Source organism: Defluviicoccus vanus, assembly GCF_014672695.1.
Classification (GTDB): domain Bacteria; phylum Pseudomonadota; class Alphaproteobacteria; order Rhodospirillales; family Defluviicoccaceae; genus Defluviicoccus; species Defluviicoccus vanus.
This window is the reverse complement of the sequence record NZ_CP053923.1, coordinates 3099183-3124664: the sequence shown is the minus strand read 5'-3', so window position 1 is coordinate 3124664 and position 25482 is coordinate 3099183. Positions and strand designations below refer to the sequence as shown.

The following is a 25482-nucleotide window of genomic DNA, read 5'->3' as shown; positions in this document are numbered from 1 at the left end:
TCAGGCTCCCGCCACCGCTGCCAGGCGCCGACTACCACTCGCCTCCCAGCGCGGCCGCGCCCGCACCTGAGCCCACACCGGGCTCTCCACCGATACCGCAACCTGACGGGCGAACTGCAGCATCCCTGTGTAGCCGGCATAACCGATGTCACGCACATGATCGAGATCGAGGAATGGCACCCGCGCCTTCAGCGCCGGGTAGATGTAGCGGTCACCGGCGGCGAGAATGTCGGCCTCGTGCTCGTCGAAGAGCCGCAGCAACGTTGCCTGATCGTTGTCGTCGATCATCTGCGCGTCCTCGCCCATCAGCGCGCGGATACGCGCCTTTNNGTCTTCCTCGGTCGATTTTTCCGTGCCCGAAGCAACGACGGTCAGCCCCAGTTCCTGCATCGCCGCGATCACCGACCACGACTTGAAACCGCCGGAGAAGATCATCACCCGTTTGCCGGCCAGCCGGCGACGATAGGGAGCCAGCGCCGCCTCGGCATTCGCTTCTTCGCGGGCGATCAGCGCCTCCGTGCGTTCGCTGAGGTCGGGATCGTCGAGCAGACGGGCGAAGTCGCGCAGCGCCTGCGACGTATCGGCGATGCCATAGAAGCTGCCCTCGAAGAACGGCATCCCCCAACGCTCGCGCATGCCACGAGCGACGCTGAGCATCGCCTTCGAGCAGACAACCATGTTCACCTTCGCCCGGTGCATCCCCTGCAGCTCGCGAAAGCGGGCGTCGCCACTGAGCGTGCACAGCACCCGCAGGCCCAGTTCGTCAAACAGCGGCGCGACGTTCCAGAATTCGCCACCAACGTTCCATTCTCCGATCAGGTTGACGTCATGCGTACGGATGCCATGTGGGTACGCCGCCGCCGGCAGCGGCTCAGGCTCGGCGGTGCCGATCACGTGCTTCAGCAGCACCTCACCGGCAATGCGATTGCCGAGATTCTTGTTGCCATAGAAGCCGCCGCAATCGACCGGTACCACCGGAACGTTCCACCGTTCGCTGGCGGCGCGGGCGATCACCGCCAAGTCATCGCCGCTCATCGCAGTAACGCAGGTGTTGTAGATAAAGACCGCCGACGGCTGGTAACGCTCCAAGGCGTGGCCGACGCCTTCGATCAGCCGCTCGGCTCCGGAGCCGAGGATCACGTCCAGTTCGGCAAGATCGGTGGTCATGCCTATACGATAAAGCATTGGCCCCGAGGAACGCGAACCACGCCCATCCCAGGAACTGCCGGCGCAGCCGATCGGTCCGTGGACGATGTGCGCCGCATCGGTGATCGGCACCAGCGCGTTGCGCGCGCCATCGAAGCAGCAGCCGCCCTGCGTCGCTCCAGGCTGCGGGCGGGCGCAACCGGATTTGCTTTTGCGGTTGTGATCGCAGGCCGGTTCGTTCTGCAGGGCAAGGATCTCGTCCGGTTTCATCGCTGGTCTCCCGTCGCGGCGGTGCGCAGGCCTCTGCAGCCGCCATGGCCATGATCATCACTCGGCGAAATTGCAAAACGGAATGAGACAACCATCGAAATAGCTGAATAGCGGCGAGCGATAAACTAAAGTACTCCGCCTCGTTCTGCAGATAAAAGCAAAAATTATGATGCCTGCTCCCAACATTTCAGGAAATAGCCGAAAAAACGCGCTGGTTGAAACAAAATATATTTCGGGTGGATGTCGCTGCATTTGCACGCCGTAGAGCCGAACATTGGCGACAAAACGTTCATTTCGCTTATTTTCACATCGGTGCCTTTTTAGTCTTGTATCCGCCCCGCTCGTACCGGAGCAATTACTGGGCCACATGGGCAACGAATGGATTCCCGCGGTGCCGATGGGCGCGATGCTCTGGAGAAATCCTTCCAAGAGGGCTTCCTGCCCCCGATGGCCGTTTGGCGGCGCTGAGTCGGCCCCCTTGGCTCAGCGACCGCCGACAGCGGTGGCCGTGACGGAGAGCGGATCTGCACCCCGTCGTACGCCACCCGCCAATTCCGTACCATTCCGTGCGCCAGCGATGGCGCCTGGCGAACCCACAGCACGGCGCAGCCACGGCGGTGGGTTCGTTGCCAGCATCGCTTGGCAGCGGCGCAGCAGGGCGACGACCGTTTCGTTCCGTGCCAGTTCGATCGGATGGATGTGCGCCTTCATCGCTGCCGCCGTGGCAGCCTCGCCGATGCATCGGGCAAACAGCACCTGGCAGCCGGCAAGCGCGGCAATGCGGGCATCGAGGCGACCTTCGCAGTCGTCGGGATTGTCATTGTCGGCAGCACAGCGGTGCGGCGGGACGGCGAATTCGATCAGTTCGCGCAAGGAACTGGCATCGAGCCCGACCTCGTAGACAGCGAACATCGGTGTCCGGCCAAAGGGCACGTCGGCGAGCTCATTATTGCGCGTGGCAATGGCGATCCGCAGTACCGCCGCCTGCTCCCCGTCACAGACCACCCGCAGCCGGCGTTCAGTCTGATGTGCCACCGTCATTATCGCCTCCACATTAAAACGTCCAGCCAACAGGCTGGCATTGAAAATCAAACTCGACATTTATTATTCTTTAATCTTGCGATAGGTCTTGTAGTCGAGGTTATACCTCAGCATTCGCAATCCGAGGACGCGACGAGTCAGGTTCAGTTCGCGTGCCGCTTCGGTCATATTGCCTTTGTACGTCTTCAACGCATCGACAATCATTTCGTATTCGACGAGATCCAGCTTCGACTGCAGGCCACAGCCGAACGTAGTCCCGGTTTCCGCCGGGGTCTGCAGCGATGGCGGCAGGTTGTAGCCATGAATGACGCCGTCGTCGGCGAGGATCACCGAGCGCTCGATGACGTTCTCGAGCTCGCGGACGTTGCCGGGCCAGTGGTAGCTCAGCAGCATGTTCAGCGCCGGCGTCGAAATGCGCTTGATGTCCTTGCCCGTCTCCCTGGCAAAGCGGGCGACGAAGAAGTCGGCCAGGGCGATCACGTCGCTGCCGCGCTCGCGCAACGGCGGGATGGTGATGGGAAAGACGTTGAGCCGGTAATAGAGGTCTTCGCGAAACCGGCCGTCGGCCACCATCGCCGTGAGCTCGCGGTTGGTGGCGGCGATGATGCGCAGCTCAACCTTGACTGAGCGACTGCCGCCGATGCGCTCGAAGGTCTTTTCCTGCAGCACCCGCAGGAGTTTTGCCTGGACCGCCAGCGGCAGTTCGGCCACCTCGTCGAGAAAGATCGTCCCGCCGTCGGCCAGTTCGAACCGCCCCTTGCGCAAACCAGTGGCACCAGTGAACGAGCCCTTCTCGTGGCCGAACAATTCGCTCTCGACGATCGTCTCTGGCAAAGCGGCACAGTTGAACTTGATGAATGGCCCGTCGCCGAAGGGACTGTTGTAGTGGATGGCGTTGGCCACCAGCTCCTTGCCGACGCCGCTTTCGCCAAGAATGAGAACGGTCGTCTTCGCTGGCGCGATCTTGCCGATCAGCTCGTAGACGTCCTGCATCGGCTTTGAATTGCCGATGATGTTGTCAGGCCTGAACTTCTGCTTCAGCGCATCGTGCAGGCGACGGTTTTCGTTCTGCAAGTTCTTCTGTTCGATCCGCTCCAGAAGATAAAGTTCGACTGCCGGTGCGATCATCGAGGCGACGATGGCGAGGAATTCGAAATCCTGGCGCAGCAGGCGGCTGTGCTCGTAGAGCCGTTCGGCGCTGATCGTCCCCAACACCTTGCGCCCGCTCACGATCGGCACACAGAGGAAGGAGCAGTCCAGTTCGTCGCCCGCACCGCGGCTGCCGGTCCGATTGAGAAAAATCTGGCTGTCGCGCAGGCGCGGTGTCACCAGCGCCTTGCCGGATTCAACCACGGCGCCGATGATGCCCTCGCCGAGCGCGTAGATGCCGCGTGCCTTTTCCTCTTCCGACAGCCCGAAGCTGGCGTGCACGAAGATCTGGCCTGCCTCGCGGTCGAACAGCGTGACCATGCCACGGACCATTCGCAGCCGCTGCTGCATGACTTCGAGGATGATCTTCAGCGCGTCGGCCAGATCCTCGCTATCGGCAATCACCCGGATGATCCGGTAGAGGGTGGGCAGAACCTTGATCCGGCACTCGCCGGTTTTGCAATCGGTGAATTCGCCACCGATCTCGTCCAGATCAACCTCGAACCCGAGGCGCGCCGCATGATCTGCTGCTGCCACCGAGGGGTAGCGCCCTGTGTCGGCGTTCAGGAGATGGCGGTAGCACGCCGTCGCGGCTGACTGCCGGTCACGCTACTGGTCGCATCGCCTGGTGCCGCGATGGAACAGGCGTAATCTGTACGGATTGTCTCGACCATTGGCACCTCCAGCAGCGGTCGATCGGCCCAGATATCCTCGTCGCGCTTCCGCCTCATTGATGAGCTCCCCGCGGGGTGATACCCGTCCGACGCGACAAGTCCGGGTGTTCCTGTGCTCGGTCATCAGTGGCCAAGGGCAACCGCACCCCGATGCTCAGCCTGTTCGCGCCCGTAGCGGCCACTGGATGCACAGGCAACGCCTCCAGCGCGCACCGTCACCGCCGGCAGCCGGCGGCGTTCGCCACGCTGGCTTACCGGATGGACGGCCGGCTGCACCGCCGGATGGCTGGCGCGGAGGTGCACGAAATCGCCGAAGCGGCAGAAATCGCGCGGCAGGACGCCGGCAGTGATGGCTTCGGCAAGGCCGTCCACATCGCGCACGCGTAAGCCGCCCAGCACATCGACGCCGTAGGCGTGCAGCCGCGCCGTCAGCGGTGCCGCTGGACCGATCAGCGCCACCCGTGCGCCTTGCGTCAGCCGGAGGATGCGGGGAAGGGTGCGGTTAAGGAGACTGGACGCGCTGACAACGGCGGTGGAACAGCCNGGCAGCACCGTATCCATGGCGATGGTCGGCAGTTCGCCCGGTCGCGGCTGCGCCTCGATCACCTGCGCCTGCGGCAGGATTTCGGCCAGGCCCGGAAAAGCACCGACCACCATCACCCGGCCGGACGCACCGCGGAAGGTCTGCGCGCCATTTCCGGGGGCGGCGTCAAGATCGAAGCGGTTGTAGTGGGCGTTGATCGCGGCGATGCCGAGCGCCATCTCGAGGCCGTCCCAGGAGCTGGTCAAGTCCGCCAATTCCCGCAGGCTCATCTGCTGCAGCCGGGGAAGCTCCGGCAGCAACGCCGCCGGCGACTTTGGCAAATGCGCCAGTCCCGCACCCTGCGGCCCCTCCACCATCAGCCAACGCGGACCGCAGACGATCCGCTTCACCGGTGCGTCAGCGACGCCTAGGGTAAGGTCGTGATAGAGGCGCTCAGCGCCCCACCACTGCCACAGGGTATCCATATCAGGAGCCAGCATTGCTCCGCCCGAGCCGGCGAACTCGAACCAGCGCTGCAGGCAGCGTCCGGCGATCGAAGTCATCACCGGCATGCCCTGGGCGATGCTGTCCTCTACCAGCGCCATCAGCCGATAGGCGACGTTTTCGAGCGCCGCGAAGCGGCTGATGATCACGAGGTCGGCGTTGTCGCGGATCGCCGCCCTCAGCGACGCCAGCGCCAGGCTGATCGCCCGCTCGTTGGCGACGGATGGCTCGCGATCCAGTGCTATGATCCTGCCGTTGGCGAGGTCGAGGAGATCAATCTGCTCGGCGCAACCGACACCGAAGTTCGAACCGCACGTCTGATGATTATTCAACTGCACGAAACCGGCGACGCGAAACCCGCGATGGCGCAAGGCGAATGCGAAATCGGCGAGGAGGTCGTCAACACTGATCGACGGATCGTGCACCACCGCCCCGGGACGGATCCTTGGCGCTCTGACCGGTTCCATTGCCTGCTCTCTCCCCTGCCTTCAAATGACGCTACGATCGACTCGCTGCGCCCGGTGCCTCTAGCTGACGCCAATGTCGCACATCGATATGAAGCATAATGCATAACGGGTGCCAAAAGCCTGCTTGCCGCTGCCGCCGTCATGCATTCCATTGATAATAAACAGGTTATCGCGGCACGCAGACGCACGGTGACCTTGGCACGCCACAGGAGGTTTGCGACAGGGCTGTTGGGAATCCGACAGAGCGCCGTCGAATCGGGCGCATCGACGTCACTTAAGCGGCAGACACCGATCGTCTGTTCGGCGCCAAGCCTCCCCTCGGTGCTGGAGCAACAACAGCGCGTACTGCATCCGCGGCTTTATGTGCTACGGTTCATCATGCTCTCGTGCGGATCTATTCCGCCTCGCATGCATCTCCGGCTGGTTGGGTTCCATGTCATTGAAGCACCTGCAGCCCGTCGTCGGATTTCGCAGCGAGGACGGCGTCGAAATCAGCGATCAACGAATCCGCCTGCTGGAGGCGATCGATGCCTTGGGCTCGATCTCCGCCCGCGGCGCGAACCGTCGGTCTCACCTATCGCGGCGCCTGGGATGCTGTCGCGGCGATCAATGCACTTGCGGAGCAGCCCCTGGTGCTTGGACGCACCGGCGGCAGATCGGGCGGAGGAGCATTACTGACCGACGAAGGCCGGCGATTCCTCCGGGCGGTGCAACTGATCAGACGCGAGTTGCATCGCATGGCGCATACGGTCAGTATCGAGCTTGGCAGCGACGTAGTTATTCCAGCTTTATCTTGGAGGCATCTCATGAGAACCAGCGCCCGCAATATGCTATTGTGCAAGGTTGTGAAGATAACCAGTGGTGCTGTAAACGCCGAAGTCCTTCTCGACGTTTCCGATACCATTCAACTGGTAGCGATTATTACCGAAGGAAGTGTCAAGAACCTTGAGTTGGCTCCAGGCAAGGAAGTATTTGCCCTGATCAAGTCCAGCTTTGTTCTTCTTGCCCCGGCGGGCGAGGTCGGCCGGACGTCGGCCCGCAACGTCACCGGCGCCGTGGCGCGTCGCGAAGACGGCGCCGTCAACAGCGAGATCATCCTCGACCTCGGCAGCGGCAAATCGATTGCGGCGATCGTCACCAAGGAAAGTGCCAACAGCCTCAACTTCAAGGTCGGCGACCAGGCCAGCGCCCTGATCAAGGCCTCCCACATCATTCTCGCCATCGATTGACGCCGAGGGAAAGGGGGCGACTGCAGCCACTTGCGGCTGCAGTCGCCCCACCTTCCGGCGAAGACATGTCGTCTACAGCCGCTCCGGAGATGCGGTGGTAAAGGCGGCAGCCGTGCGGCGGCAGAGCACCGGGCTCACGTCCCGGAAATTCGTCGCTGGGTGAGGACAAGCAGGCGGGTCCCCGCCACGTTGACGACGAAGCTGATCACCAGGAGCACAAGGGCGGCGTAAAGCAACGCCTCCACCTCAATCGACCCGGCCTCCGGGAAATGCGACGCCAGAAGCGAAGCCAGCGTGTCGGCGGGGGCGAACAGTGACAAGCCGATGCGGTTGGCGTGGCCGATCAGCATGGCGAGCGCCATGGTTTCGCCGATGGCACGACCGAACGCCAGCACCATGGCGGCAAAGATGCCGCCCGAGGCGGTGGGCACGATGACCTTCAGCGTCGCTTCCCAGCGGGTCGCCCCCATCGCCAGCGCCGCCTCCCTTGTGGGTGTCGGCACCAGGGCAAGTGCTTCCTGCGAGATCGAGGCGCAAGTGGGCAGGATCATGATCGCCAGCACCACCGCGGCGGCGATCAGGCTCGGGCCGCCGAACTGGGTGCCGAAGAACGGTATCCACGAGGCCTCGGCATGGAGCCAGTTGGCAATCGGCCGGATGGCCGGGATAACGACAAAGATGCCCCAGAGTCCAAAGACAACGCTCGGGATCGCCGCCAGGAGTTCGATCATGGCGCGAAAGAGTTCCGCCAGGCGCTGCGGCAGAAAGCCCTGGGTGAGAAAGATGGCGAGGGTCAGGCCGGCGAATCCGCCGATAGCCAGCGCTAAAAACGAGCTGTAGAGGGTGCCCCAGATCTGCGGCAGCACGCCAAATTCTTTGCTGTGCACGTTCCAGGCGGTCGAGACGAGAAAAGTGGAACCAGTAGGTGGTGATCGCCGGCAGNNCGCCTTGGCGCCGATCTGCCACAGGATGACGGCGACGAGCAGAATGACCGCCAGCGCTGCGGCCGTCACCAGATGGCGGAAGCAGCGATCGATGCCGTAGTCCGTCAGGCTCGGCGCACGGACAATCGTCTGACCGGACGAACGTCGGGCAAGAAGCGCCGATAAGGCGTTTGCGGTTTCTTCTCCCGCGCTCATGCTCGAACCTCATTTTTCTTCATGCCGCGATCGTCCATTCACCGCAGGCACGCTACGGGAACCCGCCCCAGGGTTCAACGCTCGCGCCAAACGTGTCATGATAACAATGAGTTCATTCGGAGCACGTTCCGTGGATCGGCGCCGCGGCGCGCCTTTCCTCGCTATTCGGCTGCCGCCGGCTGGACCTCCGCCGGGGCGACCGGGTAGCGGTGCATCATCCACAGCAGCAGCGCCAGCCCCGGCAGGGCGGCGACGGTGGTCAGGATGAAGAAGGTGGGCCAGCTGACCTGATCGGCGAGCCAACCGGCGCCCGAGGACAACACGGTGCGCGACATCGCCATCAGCGATGTCAGCAGTGCATATTGCGTCGCCGTGTAGGCAACGTTGCACAGGCTCGACATGTAGGCGACGAAGGCGGTGGTGCCCATGCCGGTGGTGATGTTTTCCACCGAGATGGTTAGCGCCAGAACGCCGATGTCGTGCCCTGCCCAGGCCTGGAGGAGAAACACCAGGTTGGAGACCGCCATCAGCACGCCGCAGACCAGCAGGCCACGCATCAGCCCCATCCGGGCAACGACAATGCCACCGATGAAGCCGCCGGCAATGGTGGCAACGAAGCCGAACAGCTTCACCACCTCGGCAATCTCCGCCTTGCTGAAGCCGATGCCGAGGAAGAACGGCACCTTCATCACCCCCAGGATCGCATCGCCGAACTTGTAGAGCATGATGAAGAGGAGAACGGCGAGCCAGCCGCGGCGGCGGAGAAACTCGAGGAAGGGGCAGACGCAGGCTCCATAGAGCCAGGCGAGCGTAGCGGCCAGCCGCGGCGGCAAGTGGCTCCAGCGGGCGAGAAAGGCGCTGCCCTCCGCCTCCAGCGCCTGCGAGCCGGTGCTGATCCGCACCTCCGGTTCCGGCGCCAGGAGAATGGCGATGACGCCGACGAGAACCAGGGTGGCCATGATCGCGTAGACGACGGTCCACGGCAGCACTTCGGCGAGGAGCAGGCCGCCGGCGCCAGCCGCCATCTGGCCAATCCGCCAGCCGAACACCACTGTTGCCGCGCCCGCCGCCTGCTGCCGCTCGCTCAGGCTTTCCACCCGGTAGGCATCGAGCACTACGTCCTGACAAGCGGAGGCAAACGCCGTCGCCGTCGCCAGCGCCGCCACCGCCACCAGGCTGAGGCGTGGATCGGTGGTGCCAAGAAAGACGAGGCTCGCAATCAGCACCGCCTGCGCCAGCAGCGCCCAGCTGCGGCGGCGGCCGAAGCGCGCACTCAACAGCGGCAACGGCAGCCGGTCGATGAAAGGGGCAATCAGAAACTTCAACGAGTACGGCAGGCTGACCAGAGCGAACAGACCGATCTCGGTCTTGCTGATTCCGGCTTCGCTCAGCCAGGCAATCAGCGGATCGGCAAGCACCCCGAAGGGTAGCCCGCTAGCGAAGCCGAGGAAAATCAGCAGGACAACCCGCGGTTCGCGGTAGACCGCGATTGCCTGCCACCACAGGCCGAACCGTTCACTCAGGGGCATGTTTCACGTACGGGCATGTTCGCCAATTGCGGGTTTACCTCCGCTCGCGGCTCGCCGGCCAGGGCCGGGCTGACAGGAAAAACCATGTCTCCGCGATTACCCTGAGACAATTGTGCCGCAGCGGCAAGCGGTCGCCACCAAGGAGGCGACAAATCCGGCAATGTCCTTGCTCAGCCGAGCTTCTGCCGCAGCAGTTCAGCGAGCGAAACCTCCGCCCGCGCGCCCACATGGCTGATCACTTCTGCTGCAGCAATGGCGGCGATCNNTCGCGCGCAGGTCGCCAGCTGCAGGTCGCGGGTGTAGCCGAAGAGGAAGCCGGCGGCAAACGCATCGCCGGCACCGGTGGTATCGGCGACGTTCGCCACCCGCTCCGCATCGACCATATGCACCTCGTCGCCGGCGACGATCACCGAACCTTTCTCCGAGCGGGTCAACACCATCAGCTTGCCGCCGGCACGGCAGCGCTGCAGTGCTCCATCGAAGGAGTGCTCGCGATAGAGCGAGACGATCTCGTCCTCATTGGCGAAGACGAGGTCCACATGCTCGTCGATCAGCCGCAGGAACTCGTCGCGGTGGCGATCGACGCAAAAGGGATCGGACAGGCTGAGCGCCACTTTGCGGTGGTGCGCATGCGCCAGTTCGGCGGCAAGGACGAAGGCCTGCTTCGCCCGCGGCTGGTCCCAGAGGTAGCCTTCGAGATAGGTAACGCGCGCGGCAGCGATCACCGCCTCGTCCACATCCTCCGGCCCCACATAGCCGCCCGCGCCGAGAAACGTCTGCATCGTCCGTTCGGCATCCGGAGTGACGAAGATCAGGCACCGGCCGGTGGGCGGCCCTTCGCTGGCAGCAAGTGTGCTGAAGCAAATGCCAAGCGAGGTGATGTCGTGGCGAAAGATCGCACCCAGCTGGTCGTCGCGGACCTTGCCGATGAACGCACCATTGCCGCCCAGTGACGCCAAGGCGGCAATGGTGTTTGCAGCGGAACCACCGGAGACTTCGACCGCTGGCCCCATCATCGCATAGAGGGCATCGGCTCGGGCGGCGTCGATTAGCGTCATCGTCCCCTTGTTCAGGCCGTGACGGAGGAGCAAGGCATCATCCGCGTGACTGATCACGTCGACGATGGCGTTGCCGATGCCGACCGTATCCAAGTCTGCGTCCGTCATCGGTTGGGTCCTCGCAGGTATATCTTGCTGGCCACGCCGCCACACGCGGCAGCACGCCGGGGTGCTTAGAGCAGTGCCAGCGCTGCATACACCCTCCGCCACCCGACCGGCAACCACAGCCGCGCTGGCGCGGCAACAGATGGGACGCCCGGCATCGCCCTTGCGCCACTCCGCCGTCAGTCCTAAAGAGGGCCGGCACAGCGGGGCCAACGAAGCGGGCGATCAATTATCGCCCGGGTGAAATGCGGGAGGTCGGTGGTGCTCAAGGCATTCGCCAAAGCCGTCGAGCAGTTGCAGGATCGGGCACTGCGGCGAATCGTTTGGATCGGCCTGTTGTTCGCCGCCGTGGTTTTTGCTCTTCTTTGGGGTGGCGTCTATCTCCTCCTCTCGCATACGACGATTTTTCAGACCGGCTGGCTCGACACCGTGGTGGATGTCCTCGGCGGACTGGCGACACTAGCCTTGACCTGGCTGCTTTTTCCCGCCGTGGTCACGTCGATCATGGGCGTTTTCCTTGATGACGCCGCCGATGCGGTGGAACGCCAGCACTATCCGCAACTGCCGCTACCGCGAAAGCAGTCGATTCAGGAAATTTTTCTTAGTTCGGCCAAGTTTCTGGCGCTGATGTTGGGACTGAATCTGATCACGCTGCTGTTTCTGCTGGTGCCACCCGTGTTCCCTTTTGTTTTCTACGGCGTGAACGGCTATCTTCTCGGTCGGGAGTACTTTGAGGTTGTTGCACTGCGCCGCCTTGACCCGCCGACTGCGGCCCGGCTTCGTCGGAGCAACCAGTTCAAGGTGTTTATCGCCGGTCTCGTTATCGCTTTTTTGCTGACGCTACCGGTCGTCAACCTCCTGGCGCCGGTGATTGGAACCGCCGCCATGGTTCATATCTTTCACGGCATGACCAAACGTCACTGAACGCTCGTGCGCCTGTTCGCGATCGCATCCGCGTCTGAAGGGAAGCAGGGAGACCGACTTCGTATGTTTCGTATCAAGAAGCCCGCAGGCAATGGTGCGGACACCGTGTCCGATACCATTGCCCCGCCTCTCACCGCCGTCGCCGAACCCTCACTGAGCGAGCCGCAGGAACCCAAGCTACCGCAACGGCGGACACCGCCACCGGCGCTGCGTTCGCTGTCGACATCGTCGTCGCCGCTGGACCTGAGCAGGCGTCCGGGAGAAGTGATCGGCGCATCGGTGCGCAGCGACGCAACATCTACGGCCGCGCGCGACAAGACGCTGATCGTCGGCAAAGACGTGGAGTTCGCCGGCGAGATCAGGGCGTGCCAGAAGTTGATTGTCGAAGGCGTCGTTGAAGTTAGCTCCGCCAATTGCCGGCTGCTGCACGTGGGTCCCACCGGCGTCTTTCGCGGCAACATCGAGGTCTCCGAGGCCGAGATCCTCGGCCGCTTTGAAGGCGAACTGGTGGTGCACGAGCGCCTCGTGGTTCGCGCCAGCGGCTACGCTTCCGGCAAAATTCGCTATGGCACCCTCGTCATCGATGCCGGCGGCCAGATTGCCGGCGAGATCAGCGCCCTCGACACCAAGGCAGCTGCGATGCACGCCGCGGCGGACAACGGCACCGACGTGCTGACCATCCCGGGAGCGGTGGTCGGCACCACGACCGCCGCTGCGTCCTAGCGCCCCGGCTGGCGATGGCAGCCGATCGATCCGCGCTGCACCGGCTTCGACGCACGTCCGGCTATGCCCAGGCCGGCTGGCGAACCTGTGCCCTGATTCTGCTGCCATTGCTCGCCACCGGCTGCGCCAGCGACGAGGGTGCCGCCAGATACCATGGCAAAGAGTCGGCTCATGTGCGAAGCGTCGACTCCAGCCAACTGGTGGGCCTTGAGTCGGCGCAGGTGACGGGGTTGCTCGGTGCCGCCGATTTTCGCCGCGACGACGGACCAGCGGAAATCCTCCAGTACCGCAGCCCCACCTGCGTCCTCGATCTGTATCTTTATCGCGATGATGACGGTAGCGGCGAGTATCGCGTCAAGTATATCGAGGCGCGAGATCGCTCGCTGGCGCAACAGGCGCCGCAGACATGCGTCACCAGCGTCATGCGCAGCCGAAGCGGTCAAATCAGCGGCTGAGCCGGCACCGGCTCGCCGGTCAGCCCTCGGTGGTCAGCCCCCACGGTGGTCAGCATTCAACGGCTAACATGGGGCCGGCCGTTTTGCCCTCGAACAGGCAGAGGGATGCGACCGGACATACCGAACAGTCGGGCTTGCGTGCCTTGCAGACGTAGCGGCCATGCAGGATCAGCCAATGGTGGGCATGCGGCAACCAGGCAGGTGGTGTGCGCGCCAGCAGTCGTGCCTCCACCTGCTCCGGTGTCTTGCCCGGGGCAAGGCCGGTGCGGTTGGCGACGCGAAAGACATGCGTATCGACGGCGATCGTCGGCACACCAAAGGCGACGTTGAGGACAACGTTGGCCGTCTTCCGGCCGACACCCGGCAATGCCTGCAGCGCCTCACGGTCGCATGGCACCTGACCGCCGTGCCGATCCTGCAGCAGCTGGCTGAGGGCGATGATATTCTTCGCCTTGGTGTTGAACAGGCCGATGGTCTTGATCCGCTGGCGCAGGCTCTCTTCGCCCAGCGCCAGCATCTTCGCCGGCGTATCGGCAACGGCAAATAGGCCGGAGGTGGCCCGGTTGACACCGGCGTCGGTCGCCTGCGCCGAGAGCACGACGGCAACGAGAAGCGTAAACGCGTTCTGGTAGCTCAGCTCGCTTTTCGGTTGCGGATTGGCCGCGGCCAGCCGGGCGTAGAAGGCATCGATTGCCGCGGGAGTCATTTCAGCGTCCATCGCCAAGGGCTGTAAACCGGAGAAGGGCTGGGGGCAACAGCGCGCCGCCACGAAGACTGGCAGAAACGGCCACCGGAACGCCTGCAGACCCGACTTGGCGGCCGCATCATCGATTTGCTACAGTGAAAGCGCTTCGCACTAGCGTTAGCCGGCCGCGTGCCGGTTGCGCCCACGAGGACTGCTCACATGCACCAGATCGCCGCTGGCGTCGTCCTTTACTCCGCCGAGCTCCGGCCGCATCGCAGTGCGACGCCGCGCACGGCAATGACCATCGTCCTTCTCGTCGCCGTGGTCTGGGCAATCGTCATCGCGACCTTCGTCGCCGCCGGCGCCTGGCCGGTGCTGCCGTTCCTCGGCCTCGAACTGCTGCTGCTGCTGCTGTTGTTCCGGCTCAACCAGCGTGCCGGCAACGCCTGCGAAGCGATCGCGCTGACCGCGGCGGCACTGACGGTGCGCCGCACGGACCATTGGGGTAAGCAATCGCAGGTGTCGTTTCCGCCGCATTGGCTGCAGGTCAACCTGGAGCCGGACCCGACGCGCGATAATCGCCTCGAACTCCGCTCGCATGGCCGCTCGCTGATCATCGGCAGCTTTCTACTTCCCGAAGAGCGCGAGCAACTGGCCTTCAGCCTCCGCCGCGCCCTGAGAAGGCTGACCGCCGGGTGACACATCGCCGGATAAAACGGCGCCTGCGGCAGCCCGCACTCTGGCGCCGTCGACCGGATTCCTGTCAAAGCTTCCACTCGCCCATCGCCGTTTCGATTTTGGCGCGAACAAGCCTGGCGGCAAAGTCAGGTCCTTTCTTTTTCAGCGGTGCCAGATAGAGGTGTAGCAGTGATTCCAGCAGCCAAGCACCAGCCTTCGGATGCGATGTCCCACCCGTGCCGTTGGTCGCCCCGCCCTTGAAGAGGTCATCGACGTCGGGCACCGCGGCCAAGAGACGCTCGAACCTTTTCTTGATCTTGGCCTGAAGGGCGTCCAGGTCGGGTCGGCTGGTCGGCCAAGCCGGCCGCGCCGGAGCGTTTTCCAAATGACCAAGGAGCGGGATGATCGGGAGANNCTCGCCATCGATGCGGAAGCGCCGATCGTCCTTCAGTGTGCCCCAGTCGTGGAACAGGCTGTTGCACTGGTTCAGGACGAATTCGTTGCGCAGGAACTCCCAACAGTTCGCCCGGCCGAGCAGGTAGTCATGCTCGCGGTAGCGCTTATCGATGAAGCCGATGAAAGCCTCGAATGCGCCACCGGTGATCGATTTGTCGCCGCGGGGACGGTCATCCCGCTCGGGCGTAATCAGGAAGCGGCTGTAGCAGTTGGGATCGGCGAGCAGTGCCAGGTCGGCGGTGCCGAAGCGGTTCTGGCCCACCAGACCGGTGATCAATCCCCCAGCAGCGCTGAAGATGCCGGAGAAGAACGCCGGCCCTTGGCTGGACTCGATGAGCGGATCGATCAGCACGACTGCCCGGTGCGCGGACTTGCCGTCCCGCGGGTTGTGGCTCGCCTCACCCGCCAAGTAGGTGCGCGCTAGTTGCAACGGTTCGTTGTTGAAGGTTCCACCATCGACGCAGAGGAAGGGATAGGTGGCGCCGAGCCTGTCACTGTCTTTCCCGTCACTGCCTTTATCGAGCATGCGCTTCCATGCCGGGGCCAGTGCCTGGACCCGGACCTTCTCGGGCTCGTTTTCTTTCGGGACCAGCACCACGCGATAGCTGTAGGCGTCAAGAAATTGCGCCAGTTGCCGCGGTGGAAAGCCGAGCGGGAACGCTGACGTTCCGCGGGCGACATCGCCGAGGACGTCCCAGCTGCCGCGATCAGTTGTCGCATCATTCGCAAAGCCGACGGGAAAGTCGTCGGGACGAATGGCCGAACCGATCGCCTCCGCCGCCACATTGCAGGAAAAGCGGACGTAATCGGCGTAGCGGGTAAAGACGATGTTCTTGCCGCCGCCGAAGTCCGTCTCGTAGGGCACGCCGCGAAGGTTGGCGAGGGTGAGGATGATCGGCAGCGGATTGGCCACGTAGGGACGCACCTTATCGGCAAAAGGCAGCGGATCACCGGCATAATCGACGATGTATTCCTTGCCCTTGTCGATTGGCGCACCGCTGAGCAGCGACTTGACCCCACCCGCCAAGTCATCGGTGGCGAGCATCCCGTCGCTTTCGAGAATGTCGACCCAGAGCTTGTAGAGGGGATTCTTTGCCGCATCAGCGGCAGGCGATGTGGCGACAACGTGCGGAAACCGATAGCGAAGCGCTTTCGCCAGGATGCCGGCGCAGACGCCACCGCCGGAAGCGCCGGTGATGATCTTGATCTGCACATCGTGCGGCGGGACCTTGGACTCCCCGCCACCTTGGCGNAGGTACCACGTATCGAGGGCTTCGATCAGCATGTCGAGGACGCCGGCGGTGTAGGCGCCGGCCGAGACCGTGCCGGCAAGCACCAAGCCGATCTCGAACGTACCTGGCGCCGGAACTGCCGTCTTCAGAGGAAAGAGCTGATCGATGGTCTGTTGAGTCGGCGCCTCAGGGGCGCCTGCCACGGGCGGTACCATGTTTGAATCCCCCTCCATGAAATGCAGCAAGACCTCTTTGGCCGACCTGTTCTCAGGCCGGCAGAAAGTCCGCTACAACAAACAGGGTACCACAATTATGGCATTTGCGGAAATTTTATTCCTTGAGACTGCCTACATACGAAACAAACAAAACAGCACCGCCCGTGACCATGGCGTTATTCTTCCATCAACGCACCGCTCCGGGACGAAGCAGCGACCCCTTTGCTTTCTCCGCTCAGACAAAGCCCAGAACGTGGCGCATGCCGTAGAGGCCAGGGGCGCGGCCCTTGGTCCACAGCGCAGCGCGGACGGCACCGCGGACGAAGACGGCGCGGGAGGAGGCCTTGTGGGTCAACTCGAGACGCTCGCCGTCGCCGGCGAAGATGACGGTGTGATCACCGACCACGTCGCCGCCACGCAGCGTGGCGAAACCGATGGCGCCATGCGGGCGCGCGCCCACCTCGCCGTCGCGGCTGCGCACCGCCATCGCATCAAGGCTGACGCCGCGCGCCGCCGCCGCCACTTCGCCCAGTGCCAGCGCGGTGCCGGAGGGCGCGTCCACCTTGTGACGGTGATGCATCTCGACGATTTCGATGTCGTACTCGGGGCCGAGCGTCGCCGCTGCCTGCCTGCCAACCAGGCCCAGCAGCAGATTGACGCCGATGCTCATATTCGCCGCCTGCACCACCGGCACCATCTGCGCCGCGGTGGCCAGCGCTTCGTGCTGGGGAATACCAAGGCCGGTGGTGCCAACCACATACCCCTTGCCGTGGCGGGCGACGAGAGGGGCGACCAACAGCAGAGTCGCGGGGGGGTGNGTGAAGTCGACGACCACGTCTGAGGCGGTAACCAAAGCGTCCAGATCGCTGCCAAGGAGCAGCCCCGTCGGCGCTGCGCCGGCGAGGGTGCCCAGATCTTCGCCCTGGTCCGGATGATCGGCGCGGTCGACTCCGCCGGCGATCCGTGCCCCCGGCGTCGCCATAACCGCCGCCAGCAGCATCTGCCCCATTCGCCCAGCTGCGCCGACGATCCCGATATTCATTGTTGGTGTCTCCCTGGTGAAAGAAAGCCGGGATGCTGCCTCGCCAGCCACGTCTAGTCGGTCAGGTCGTTCCAGACCTCTTTGACCTTGGCGAAAAAGCCGTGTGATTCCGGACTTNTGCTCCTCATCGGAGCCGCATTCCTGAAACTCCTGCAGCAGGCGCTTCTGCTTGTCGGTCAGATTGACCGGTGTTTCAACCACCACTTCCACGTACATGTCGCCGCGTGCGGCGGACCGCAGCACGCTCATCCCCTTGCCGCGCAGCCGGAACGTTTCGCCGCTTTGCGTCCCCGCCGGGACGCCCACCCGCGCCCGCTCGTTGGAGATGGTGGGGACATCGACGGTACCGCCGAGCGCCCCAGTGGTCATCGATACCGGCACCCGGCAATGCAGGTCGGCGCCGTCGCGCTTGAAGAACTGGTGCGGGGCAACTGTGACGAAGATGTAGAGATCGCCGGACGGTCCGCCGCGCACCCCGGCCTCGCCCTCACTAGACAACCGGATCCGCGTGCCATCCTCGACGCCGGCAGGAATGCTCACCTGCAGCGTCTTCTCCCGCTGGATCCGTCCCGCACCGTTGCAACTGCGGCAAGGATTGCGCACCACCTGGCCGCTGCCACCGCACGAGGGACAGGTCCGCTCGACGGTGAAGAAACCCGACTGCGACCGAACACGACCGTTGCCGCGGCAGGTGCCGCAGGACTCGGCGCGCGAGCCGGCCGCCGCCCCGGAGCCGTTGCAGCTCTCGCAGGTCGCCGCGGTGGGAACCCGGATCGACGTCTTCGAGCCGGCAAAGGCATCTTCGAGGCTGATCTCTAGATTGTAGCGCAGGTCGGCGCCGCGGGTAGTGGCGCGGCCGCCGCGCCGTCCGCCGCCCATGAACTCGCCAAACATCTCCTCGAAGATGTCGGCAAAGCCGCTGCCGAAGCCGGCGTCGCCCGGGCTACCGTGTTCGAAGGCCCCGTGGCCGAAGCGGTCGTAGGCAGCGCGCTTCTGGTCGTCGCGCAGCACCTCGTAGGCCTCGTTGACCTCCTTGAAACGGCGCTCCGCGTCATGATCACCCGGATTGCGATCGGGATGATACTGCATCGCCAGCTTGCGGTAGGCCTTCTTTAGATCGTCCTTGCTCGCATCACGGGCGACGCCGAGGACCGCGTAATAATCTTCTTTGGCCATTCCCACATTCCGACGGGTTAGCATCCATCCATGCGACAACAGCGCCGGTCGTCAAGCGGCGCTGTTACCTTCGCAATTACAGTCGCAAGCCTTAGCTCGCCTCAGCTTGCCTTCTTCTTCTCGGGATCCACTTCCTCGAACTCGGCGTCGACCACCTTCTCGTCGCCGGCCGAAGTACCGCCCCCTGGGCCGGCATCGCCACCCGGCTGAGCCCCAGCCGCCTGGCTGGCGTGGTACATGGCCTCGCCCAGTTTCATCCGTGCCTGGCTGAGGACTTCGGTCTTCGCCTTGATCGCATCGGCGTCCTCGCTGTCGAGCACGCTCTTCAAGTCGGTGACCGCATGCTGGATCGCATCCCGATCCGCCGCGGCGATCTTATCGCCGTATTCCTTCAGATCCTTCTCCGTCGCGTGGATGATGCCGTCCGCCTGGTTGCGTGCCTCCACTTTCTCGCGGCGACGCTGGTCGTCGGCGGCGTGACGCTCGGCGTCCTTGACCATCCGCTCGATTTCGCTGTCGGTCAACCCACCCGAGGCCTGGATGCGGATCTGCTGCTCTTTGTTGGTGGCCTTGTCCTTGGCCGAGACGTTGACGATGCCGTTGGCGTCAATGTCAAAGGTGACCTCCACTTGCGGCATGCCACGCGGTGCCGGCGGGATGCCCACCAGATCGAACTGACCGAGCAGCTTGTTGTCAGCCGCCATTTCCCGTTCGCCCTGGAAGACGCGGATGGTGACCGCCGTCTGGCTGTCCTCGGCGGTGGAGAACACCTGGCTCTTGCGGGTCGGGATCGTCGTATTGCGGTCGATCAGCCGGGTGAAGACACCACCCAGCGTCTCGATTCCCAGCGACAGCGGCGTTACGTCGAGCAGGAGAACGTCCTTGACCTCGCCCTTGAGCACGCCCGCCTGGATCGCCGCACCAACAGCCACAACCTCGTCCGGGTTGACGCCCTTGTGCGGCTCGCGGCCGAAGAAGGTCTTCACCTTCTCGATCACCTTCGGCATCCGGGTCATGCCGCCGACCAGAACCACCTCGTCGATCTCGCCCGCGGTGAGGCCGGCGTCCTTCAAGGCCTTGCGACAGGGCTCGATGGTGCGTTCAATCAGTTCCTCGACCAGCGCTTCCAGCTTCGCCCGCGTCAACTTGATGGTGAGGTGCTTCGGGCCGGAGGCGTCGGCGGTGATGAACGGCAGGTTCACCTCGGTCTGCATCGTCGACGACAGCTCAATCTTCGCTTTTTCGGCCGCTTCCTTCAGGCGCTGCAGGGCAAGCTTGTCCTGACGCAGATTAATGCCGTTCTCTTTTTTTNNGAACTCGTCGGCAAGATAGTCGAGGATGCGCTGGTCGAAATCCTCACCACCAAGGAAGGTATCGCCGTTGGTGGACTTCACTTCGAAGACGCCTTCGCCGATCTCGAGAACCGAGATGTCGAAGGTGCCGCCGCCGAGGTCGTAAACGGCGATGGTACCCGCGCCTTTCTTCTCCAGCCCATAGGCGAGAGCCGCCGCAGTCGGCTCGTTGATGATGCGCAGCACGTCGAGGCCGGCGATCTTGCCCGCGTCCTTGGTTGCCTGGCGCTGACTATCGTTGAAGTAGGCCGGGACGGTGATCACCGCCTGGGTGACCTCTTCGCCGAGATAATTTTCTGCCGTCTCCTTCATCTTCTGCAGGATGAAGGCCGATACCTGACTCGGGCTGTACTTCTTGCCGTGTGCTTCGACCCAGGCGTCGCCGTTCGCCCCATCAACGATCTTGTAAGGGACGAGGCCCTTATCCTTTTCGGTGATCGGGTCGTTGTAGCGCCGGCCGATGAGCCGCTTGATGGCAAAGAGGGTATTTTCTGGATTGGTGACCGCCTGACGCTTCGCCGGTTGGCCGACAAGGCGCTCGCCCGCTTCGGTGAAGGCTACAATTGACGGCGTCGTCCGCGTGCCTTCGGTGTTCTCGATGACGCGAACGTCCTTGCCCTCCATCACTGCGACGCAGGAGTTGGTCGTTCCGAGATCGATGCCGATGACTTTACTCATATGATGAACCTCATTGATGGCAGACTTCCACGACCCGGGTCGGCGTCGCGCAAGTCCCCTGGTGGGTTATGGCCCGTGACTTGCCCGGGTATCCGGTCTCGCGCGGTTATATATGCGGCGGTCTGTGAACGCGCAACGGTCCGCCCTGGCCAACAGACGCGATGCGCACCGATGAACACGGTGTACCGCGGTGGGCGAAGGCGGATCAGCGGCTGAAAATAGCCGATACCATGGCAAGGGACATGTGACGACGATGCGCTGGATAAGAACGAAAGTGCTGACGATCAGCGGGCTGGCTGCCGCTCTGGCAATCGCTCTGGCCATCGGCTTCGGCAATGCAGCGGCCGCGGCGGCGGCGCCTGCCTGTACCGCCGGCTTGGTCCCCTACACCATGGTCAATCACTGCGCCTACCCGCTGTGGATCGGCGTCAGCGCCGGCGACGCCACGCAGTCTTACCCGCCCGTCAACGGACGGCAGGATCCGGCCTATCCACTCACCGATGGCCGCTGGCAACTGGCACTCGGCGGCGGCAGCGCGCAAATCTGCGCCCCCGGGCCTGGGGTGCCGCCCGCATCTGGGCGCGGACCGGCTGCAGCCTCGATACCGCCGGTCACCTCACCTGCCTCACCGGCCAATGCGGTCGCCCCGGTCAGGTGGACTGCGGCGCCGGCGCGGCACAACTCTCGGGCGACAATCCGCAGACGCTGTTCGAGATAACCACGCACGCCGACGGCAGCGCCCACTACGACGTGAGCGTCGTCAACGGAGCGAACGTGCCCATCGTCGCCACCGCGCAAGGTCGCTGCACGCGCAGCACCGCTGGCTGTGTCGCCGACCTCAATGCCAGTTGTCCCGCCGCACTGCGCAAGACCACCGCCCCAACGACGGCGGCGGGACCCATTCCCTGCGGCCCGGGGACCTTCTGCCCCACCGGCCACTGCGTTGCCGGCGCCTGTGTCATCGGCTGCTTCGCCCCCTTTGATGCCTGTGGCGAGGCGAACCCGCCGGCGGCGCTCATGTGCGCCGCGCCGATCCCGGGCGTCCCCGACTACACTGACTGCGCCGGCGGTCGCGGCCCCGTCACCCATCAGCAGATGTACGGCCTGAAGAACTTGGCCGACGGCGTCGCCATGGCCTCGCCGCATCAGGGTACCCCCACCTGTCTCGCCGATGCCGACTGCCCGGCAGCGCTGCCGCGCTGCATCACCAGCGGCTTCGATCCCGGCATCGCCCCGCCGCACGGCGCCGGCGTCTGCATCAACCCCGATCCGGCGCAGCAGGCGGTCAACGACTACGCCTCCGCCTCGGTACGGTGTGCCAGTGCGCCGGTGGGTGAAGCCTGTGGTGGCTACCGCGAGGTCGGCTATCCGGACGGGCTTGGCTACAGTTGCCGGCGGCTCACCTATAATATGGCCGACGGACAGTCGCACACCGCCCACCCCTGCGTGCCGCCGACGACGAGCGGCCTCGGCGCCTGCACCCGTAGCAGCGACCCCCGCAACCGCCGCTCTACTCCGGCATCGGCGGGGTGTGGAATCCCGGCTGGATGGCGGCAGCGCACCAGGCAGGTGGCAGCGAGGAGCCCTTCTTCCGCATCTTCAACCGCGCCTGCCCGCGCGCCTACACTTGGCCCTATGATGACGTGGCCGCCCTCTATCACTGCACGGCGCTGGAGGGGTTTACTCTCACCTTCTGTGCCACTGTCGGTGCGCTGCAACCCTGAGGTTGCACGACACCAAACAACGACGGCGGGCGGCAATGGCAATTGTCCGCGGCGGCGGATCTTGCTATCGCTCGCCTTTGACGCATCGTGCCGATGCGGGCGTCAACTAGGAGAGGAGAAAGCCAATGAACGGTCGCAAGCTGAGGGCCAGCCTCGGGATCGCTGGTCTGGTGGCGCTCGTCGCCGCGTGCGAACCCGGGCCGCAGGCGCAATTCGTCAAGTGGTGCAGCAAGTACGACTCCTCAGTCAGCCGCTGCGAATGCATCGCCAAGAAGGTTGGCGAGGACCTGTCGAAGGAGCAGTACGCACAGCTGATGACCGCGGCCAAAGCCGATACCAGCCCGGGCGGCAGCTTCAGCGACTTCATGAGCATCGTCATCAAGGCAATCGGCGACGGCAAGGCAGCGGTCAGTCTCACTGCCGCGGCGATGACCTGCAACTAAGCGCGGCATGATGGTTTGCCCCGCCCGCCGCTCCGCTGTGGCGGGTCGTGCCCGTCCGGCATCTCGTCGAAGTGGTGAAGGTGCAGCCGCGTCGGTTAGGGAGCGAGGGTAAAGCCGCCCTGCAAGGTGACGGTGCAGCCTTTGACGTTCCAGAAATTGGCGAGTGTCGCGGTGACAGTGACGTTGAGGGTGGTCGCTGCCGGTGTCACCGGCACCTGTGTCCAAGCAGTGATCCCGGCGGTGTTTGAGCCGAAATTGATTGTGCTGCTGACATAGGACGAGCCGTAATTGATCCCGGCTCGGAAGGTGTTGTTGGGCACCATGATGGTGAAGCTGCTGCGCGCGCCAACCAAAGCAAGATAACTGTCGGCACCGTTGCCGAGCCCGGACACTGCGGGACGGTACACGCCGCGGTAGGCGTCACCGACTTCGGCGACGCTGACCCCGCTGGAATTGAGGCAGCTGGCCGGCGCCGGAACGGCACTGACGAAGACATTGCCGATCCAGGTGGTTTGTGCACTCGCCATCACCGGCAGCAAGGCGACCACACCGGCAAGCGGTAGGATGAAACCGTTTGATCGCTTCATCGACATCTCCAGCTCGTTCTTGACGCCATTTCGCTGCCGTGGACCCGCTTGGGACCGCATGCTAAGCGGACCATACCCTGTCCGCTCAGGCCGGGCGTAGGGAGTAGCTCGCGCGGAACGTCACTTTACAGCCGGGAATGAACATGAAATCCGCCACCGTTCCCCGCAAGCTGACGAACTTCGTCGTTGCCGTGGGTGCGACAGGGGTCAGCGCGAATGCCTGGTATTGGCCGCCGACATTGGCCTTGATCAGCGGACTTGCGGCAGCGCTGCTGTATTCCGTGACCCCATAGGCGGCGTAGGTTCCAGTCCCGGGCAGGTTCAAGCCACCAGCGAGGTCGAGGCCAAAAATCGCCTGCGAGTCGTGGATAAACGAAATGCGTGCATCGTTGCCGTTATTGCCGAGGAGCGCCGGACGCAAGATGCTCTTCAGCACCGCGCCGACGGCGATGCGGCTGCGTTCGGGCACATTGACGCTGCAGGCGGCCGAGGCGGCGGTGATCGCGGCTTCGCCCTGCCACACGACATAGGTCGCTGCACGGGCGGCAAGCGGCCCGCAGGTCATCGCCAGTGCAAGCGCAACACCACACAACAGCCGCATTCGAAGCACTCCCGTGTCGCGGGTGACATGATGGCCGATCCGATCGAACCGCCACCGATAACCTGTTATGATTGATAATCAGTACGATAAACAGGCCCCCGGCACAACAGCGACATGGCCCATTTGCGCGTCGCTGCGGTCTACGCCGGTTCCGAGCCGTGCGCGCGGGTGAGCCAGATCAGTGTCAGCATGATCGCCTTGGCGCGCGGCAGAATAAGCGCGGCCAGTGCCAGCGCCAGCGTCGGCCACAGCGTCATCCCCACCCAGTCGGGCCAGTCGGCGACGCGTTCGACGGTGATGGCGAGCGGCAGGATGATGTGGCCGACGAGCAGGATGGTCAGCCACGGCGGCGCATCATCGGCACGGATGTGTCCCCACGCCTCGCCGCAGACGCTGCAGTGTTCCACCTGCCGCAGGTAGCCGGCAAACAGCCGCCCCCGCCCGCACTGCGGACAGCGGCCGATGACGGCGCGGCCGAGGGCGAGGAACAAAGGCGGACGGTCGCGTCCGGGCGTCTCCGGCATCGGCTGGTCCTGTTCGTCCGGGGGCATGGGGGCGCGCCGCCCGCAGGCCGCCGCCCCGCTCACCTGTAGCAGCCCCCGCCGCCGCCGACAACGCCGACCGCGGGGCGGTACGCCCCAGCCCCGTGTAGGGCGGATTAGCTTTGCGTAATCCGCCGGATGGGGTCAGCCGCGACGCCCGCCGACGAACGCACCGCGCAAGCATGCGGCGGGATCGATCGGTGATGCGGCGAAGGACGCAGGCCGGCAAATGCGGCGGGTGAAGACATGCGTCTTCCGACCTACCGCGCTGCCTACACACTACAAAAAATCAGGGTAACATCTTCCATCAGTTCCGATAGATCGCATTTCATGGCAAGCCGTTGTTTTATCACTGCGTTGTCAGCTCTTAATCGCGTTATGCTTCTCATGCGCATAATTACAAGCGGTAATAAATAATCCCTACCGGAGATAAACGAAAGCTTGCTACTGCTAACTTGTTTACAATGTGTCAACGACGCCGTCATACGTTTCTTATATTCATGCGCTGATAACGCCGCTACTATGCCTTCCTTTATTTCTTTCATTCTCGAACAGACTTTGTTAATATCTATGGTTCCGTCACTGCTTGAAACTAGTTTGTTAACGGGATAGGAAACCGTGGGCTCTGAACACATCGCGTGGTGATGCACCGAGTAAAGCAGGAACAGCGCAAACAAAGGCCGCTCGGTCTGAGTCACCCACGTACGAAACGCAAATTGCATCCGAAGTTCGATCTTTGTGCTTTCAATATCTTCCTCGTCAAGTAGATCTATAATAGCATCTTCATCGATAAGATAATTTTCTATACAATATCGGCGCAATGTTAGGAGCCGTTTGAGCGACCGTCCTGGCGCATCCGCGAATAATGTCAGATCACCGTCAATTACGTATATACGTCGACGCCCACCTTCTTCCTGATCTTCTGAACACGCTCTCAATACCGCATCCCGACCACCGAGCGCAAATACGGTATCAATTCGCTTAGAAGGCCCGATCACNACGCGCTGGAATATGCATGTATACAGCTTTAGACTACCACGTGCCGTATCCTCTACGTAAATATCGACATCGTTAAATGCCCGGTAGAACACAGACTTAGCCCTGCGGGCTTTTTCACTCCGCGCAATACCCATTA

General features: G+C 63.6%; 24 protein-coding genes and 2 pseudogenes. 8 read left to right on the top strand and 18 right to left on the bottom strand.

Annotation, left to right across the window (positions count from 1 at the left end; translation table 11 throughout):
* The 5 genes from nifE to HQ394_RS14135 form a co-directional block, all read right to left on the bottom strand.
* A complete protein-coding gene (gene nifE, locus HQ394_RS14155) occupies positions 1-1416 on the bottom strand; it encodes a nitrogenase iron-molybdenum cofactor biosynthesis protein NifE (protein WP_190260770.1) in 1416 nt (471 codons plus the stop codon).
* A 483-nt stretch (positions 1417-1899) separates the two neighbouring features.
* Complete coding sequence (locus tag HQ394_RS14150) at positions 1900-2457, bottom strand: NifB/NifX family molybdenum-iron cluster-binding protein (RefSeq protein WP_190260769.1); 558 nt, start codon at positions 2455-2457, stop codon at positions 1900-1902.
* Between the two features lie 63 nt (positions 2458-2520).
* Positions 2521-4143: a sigma 54-interacting transcriptional regulator gene (locus tag HQ394_RS14145; protein ID WP_190260768.1), complete on the bottom strand. Its 1623-nt coding sequence runs from the start codon at positions 4141-4143 to the stop codon at positions 2521-2523.
* A gap of 26 nt (positions 4144-4169) precedes the next feature.
* Positions 4170-4337 (bottom strand): hypothetical protein, encoded by a 168-nt coding sequence (locus HQ394_RS14140; RefSeq protein ID WP_190260767.1) that lies wholly within the window; start codon positions 4335-4337, stop codon positions 4170-4172.
* A 66-nt stretch (positions 4338-4403) separates the two neighbouring features.
* Complete coding sequence (locus HQ394_RS14135) at positions 4404-5774, bottom strand: Rossmann-like domain-containing protein (RefSeq protein WP_190260766.1); 1371 nt, start codon at positions 5772-5774, stop codon at positions 4404-4406.
* 632 nt (positions 5775-6406) lie between these two features.
* Here HQ394_RS14135 and HQ394_RS14130 point away from each other — a divergent pair.
* On the top strand, positions 6407-7003 hold the full coding sequence (locus HQ394_RS14130) for a TOBE domain-containing protein (protein WP_263053728.1): 597 nt from the start codon (positions 6407-6409) through the stop codon (positions 7001-7003).
* 134 nt (positions 7004-7137) lie between these two features.
* Here the strand turns inward: HQ394_RS14130 and pstC are convergent, their stop codons facing one another.
* From pstC to HQ394_RS14115, 3 genes are all read right to left on the bottom strand, one after another.
* Positions 7138-8142, bottom strand: coding sequence for a phosphate ABC transporter permease subunit PstC (gene pstC, locus HQ394_RS14125; protein WP_190260765.1), 1005 nt, complete (start codon positions 8140-8142; stop codon positions 7138-7140).
* Between the two features lie 161 nt (positions 8143-8303).
* Entirely contained in the window at positions 8304-9671 is a 1368-nt protein-coding gene (locus HQ394_RS14120; RefSeq protein ID WP_190260764.1) for an AmpG family muropeptide MFS transporter, read from the bottom strand.
* Positions 9672-9841: 170 nt separating this feature from the next.
* Entirely contained in the window at positions 9842-10684 is an 843-nt protein-coding gene (locus HQ394_RS14115; RefSeq protein WP_456151620.1) for an adenosine kinase, read from the bottom strand.
* Positions 10685-11074: 390 nt separating this feature from the next.
* Between HQ394_RS14115 and HQ394_RS14110 the strand changes: the two genes are divergently transcribed.
* The 3 genes from HQ394_RS14110 to HQ394_RS14100 all read left to right on the top strand — a co-directional run bounded on the left by HQ394_RS14110 (position 11075) and on the right by HQ394_RS14100 (position 12936).
* Positions 11075-11758 carry an EI24 domain-containing protein gene (locus HQ394_RS14110; RefSeq protein ID WP_317628950.1) on the top strand — a complete coding sequence of 228 codons (684 nt, stop codon included), beginning with the start codon at positions 11075-11077 and terminating at the stop codon, positions 11756-11758.
* Positions 11759-11821: 63 nt separating this feature from the next.
* Positions 11822-12481 (top strand): bactofilin family protein, encoded by a 660-nt coding sequence (locus HQ394_RS14105; RefSeq protein WP_190260762.1) that lies wholly within the window; start codon positions 11822-11824, stop codon positions 12479-12481.
* A gap of 14 nt (positions 12482-12495) precedes the next feature.
* Positions 12496-12936 carry a hypothetical protein gene (locus HQ394_RS14100; RefSeq protein ID WP_190260761.1) on the top strand — a complete coding sequence of 147 codons (441 nt, stop codon included), beginning with the start codon at positions 12496-12498 and terminating at the stop codon, positions 12934-12936.
* Positions 12937-12985: 49 nt separating this feature from the next.
* Here HQ394_RS14100 and nth read toward each other — a convergent pair whose 3' ends face one another.
* Positions 12986-13642: an endonuclease III gene (gene nth / locus HQ394_RS14095; protein WP_190260760.1), complete on the bottom strand. Its 657-nt coding sequence runs from the start codon at positions 13640-13642 to the stop codon at positions 12986-12988.
* 198 nt (positions 13643-13840) lie between these two features.
* On the opposite strand from nth, the gene HQ394_RS14090 reads away from it, so the two are divergent.
* Complete coding sequence (locus HQ394_RS14090; protein WP_190260759.1) at positions 13841-14320, top strand: DUF2244 domain-containing protein; 480 nt, start codon at positions 13841-13843, stop codon at positions 14318-14320.
* A gap of 64 nt (positions 14321-14384) precedes the next feature.
* Here HQ394_RS14090 and HQ394_RS14085 read toward each other — a convergent pair whose 3' ends face one another.
* The 4 genes and pseudogenes from HQ394_RS14085 to dnaK all read right to left on the bottom strand — a co-directional run bounded on the left by HQ394_RS14085 (position 14385) and on the right by dnaK (position 20450).
* Positions 14385-16202, bottom strand: a complete 1818-nt coding sequence (locus tag HQ394_RS14085; RefSeq protein ID WP_190260758.1) for a patatin-like phospholipase family protein — start codon at positions 16200-16202, stop codon at positions 14385-14387.
* A gap of 235 nt (positions 16203-16437) precedes the next feature.
* The gene (gene dapB, locus HQ394_RS14080) at positions 16438-17244 is read right to left on the bottom strand and encodes a 4-hydroxy-tetrahydrodipicolinate reductase (protein WP_190260757.1); all 807 of its coding nucleotides are present in this window, start codon (positions 17242-17244) and stop codon (positions 16438-16440) included.
* 53 nt (positions 17245-17297) lie between these two features.
* Positions 17298-18420 (bottom strand): annotated as a pseudogene (gene dnaJ / locus HQ394_RS14075) (molecular chaperone DnaJ).
* Positions 18421-18521: 101 nt separating this feature from the next.
* Entirely contained in the window at positions 18522-20450 is a 1929-nt protein-coding gene (dnaK, locus tag HQ394_RS14070; RefSeq protein ID WP_190260756.1) for a molecular chaperone DnaK, read from the bottom strand.
* Between the two features lie 417 nt (positions 20451-20867).
* On the opposite strand from dnaK, the pseudogene HQ394_RS21230 reads away from it, so the two are divergent.
* A pseudogene (locus tag HQ394_RS21230) lies at positions 20868-21281 on the top strand (thaumatin family protein); the annotation flags it as partial.
* On the opposite strand, the gene HQ394_RS20525 reads toward HQ394_RS21230, so the two are convergent.
* Positions 21194-21469 (bottom strand): hypothetical protein, encoded by a 276-nt coding sequence (locus tag HQ394_RS20525; RefSeq protein ID WP_263053726.1) that lies wholly within the window; start codon positions 21467-21469, stop codon positions 21194-21196. The pseudogene HQ394_RS21230 and the gene HQ394_RS20525 sit on opposite strands and share 88 nt — an antisense overlap.
* A gap of 528 nt (positions 21470-21997) precedes the next feature.
* Between HQ394_RS20525 and HQ394_RS14055 the strand changes: the two genes are divergently transcribed.
* Positions 21998-22174 carry a thaumatin family protein gene (locus HQ394_RS14055; RefSeq protein ID WP_190260754.1) on the top strand — a complete coding sequence of 59 codons (177 nt, stop codon included), beginning with the start codon at positions 21998-22000 and terminating at the stop codon, positions 22172-22174.
* Between the two features lie 125 nt (positions 22175-22299).
* On the top strand, positions 22300-22617 hold the full coding sequence (locus tag HQ394_RS14050) for a hypothetical protein (RefSeq protein WP_190260753.1): 318 nt from the start codon (positions 22300-22302) through the stop codon (positions 22615-22617).
* Between the two features lie 95 nt (positions 22618-22712).
* Here HQ394_RS14050 and HQ394_RS14045 read toward each other — a convergent pair whose 3' ends face one another.
* The 4 genes from HQ394_RS14045 to HQ394_RS14030 form a co-directional block, all read right to left on the bottom strand.
* Entirely contained in the window at positions 22713-23204 is a 492-nt protein-coding gene (locus tag HQ394_RS14045) for a hypothetical protein (RefSeq protein ID WP_190260752.1), read from the bottom strand.
* 85 nt (positions 23205-23289) lie between these two features.
* Positions 23290-23805 (bottom strand): hypothetical protein, encoded by a 516-nt coding sequence (locus tag HQ394_RS14040; RefSeq protein ID WP_190260751.1) that lies wholly within the window; start codon positions 23803-23805, stop codon positions 23290-23292.
* Between the two features lie 140 nt (positions 23806-23945).
* A complete protein-coding gene (locus HQ394_RS14035) occupies positions 23946-24356 on the bottom strand; it encodes a DUF983 domain-containing protein (protein WP_223291593.1) in 411 nt (136 codons plus the stop codon).
* 263 nt (positions 24357-24619) lie between these two features.
* A complete protein-coding gene (locus HQ394_RS14030) occupies positions 24620-25480 on the bottom strand; it encodes a DUF4435 domain-containing protein (protein ID WP_190260750.1) in 861 nt (286 codons plus the stop codon).
* Between the last annotated feature and the right edge of the window lie 2 nt (positions 25481-25482).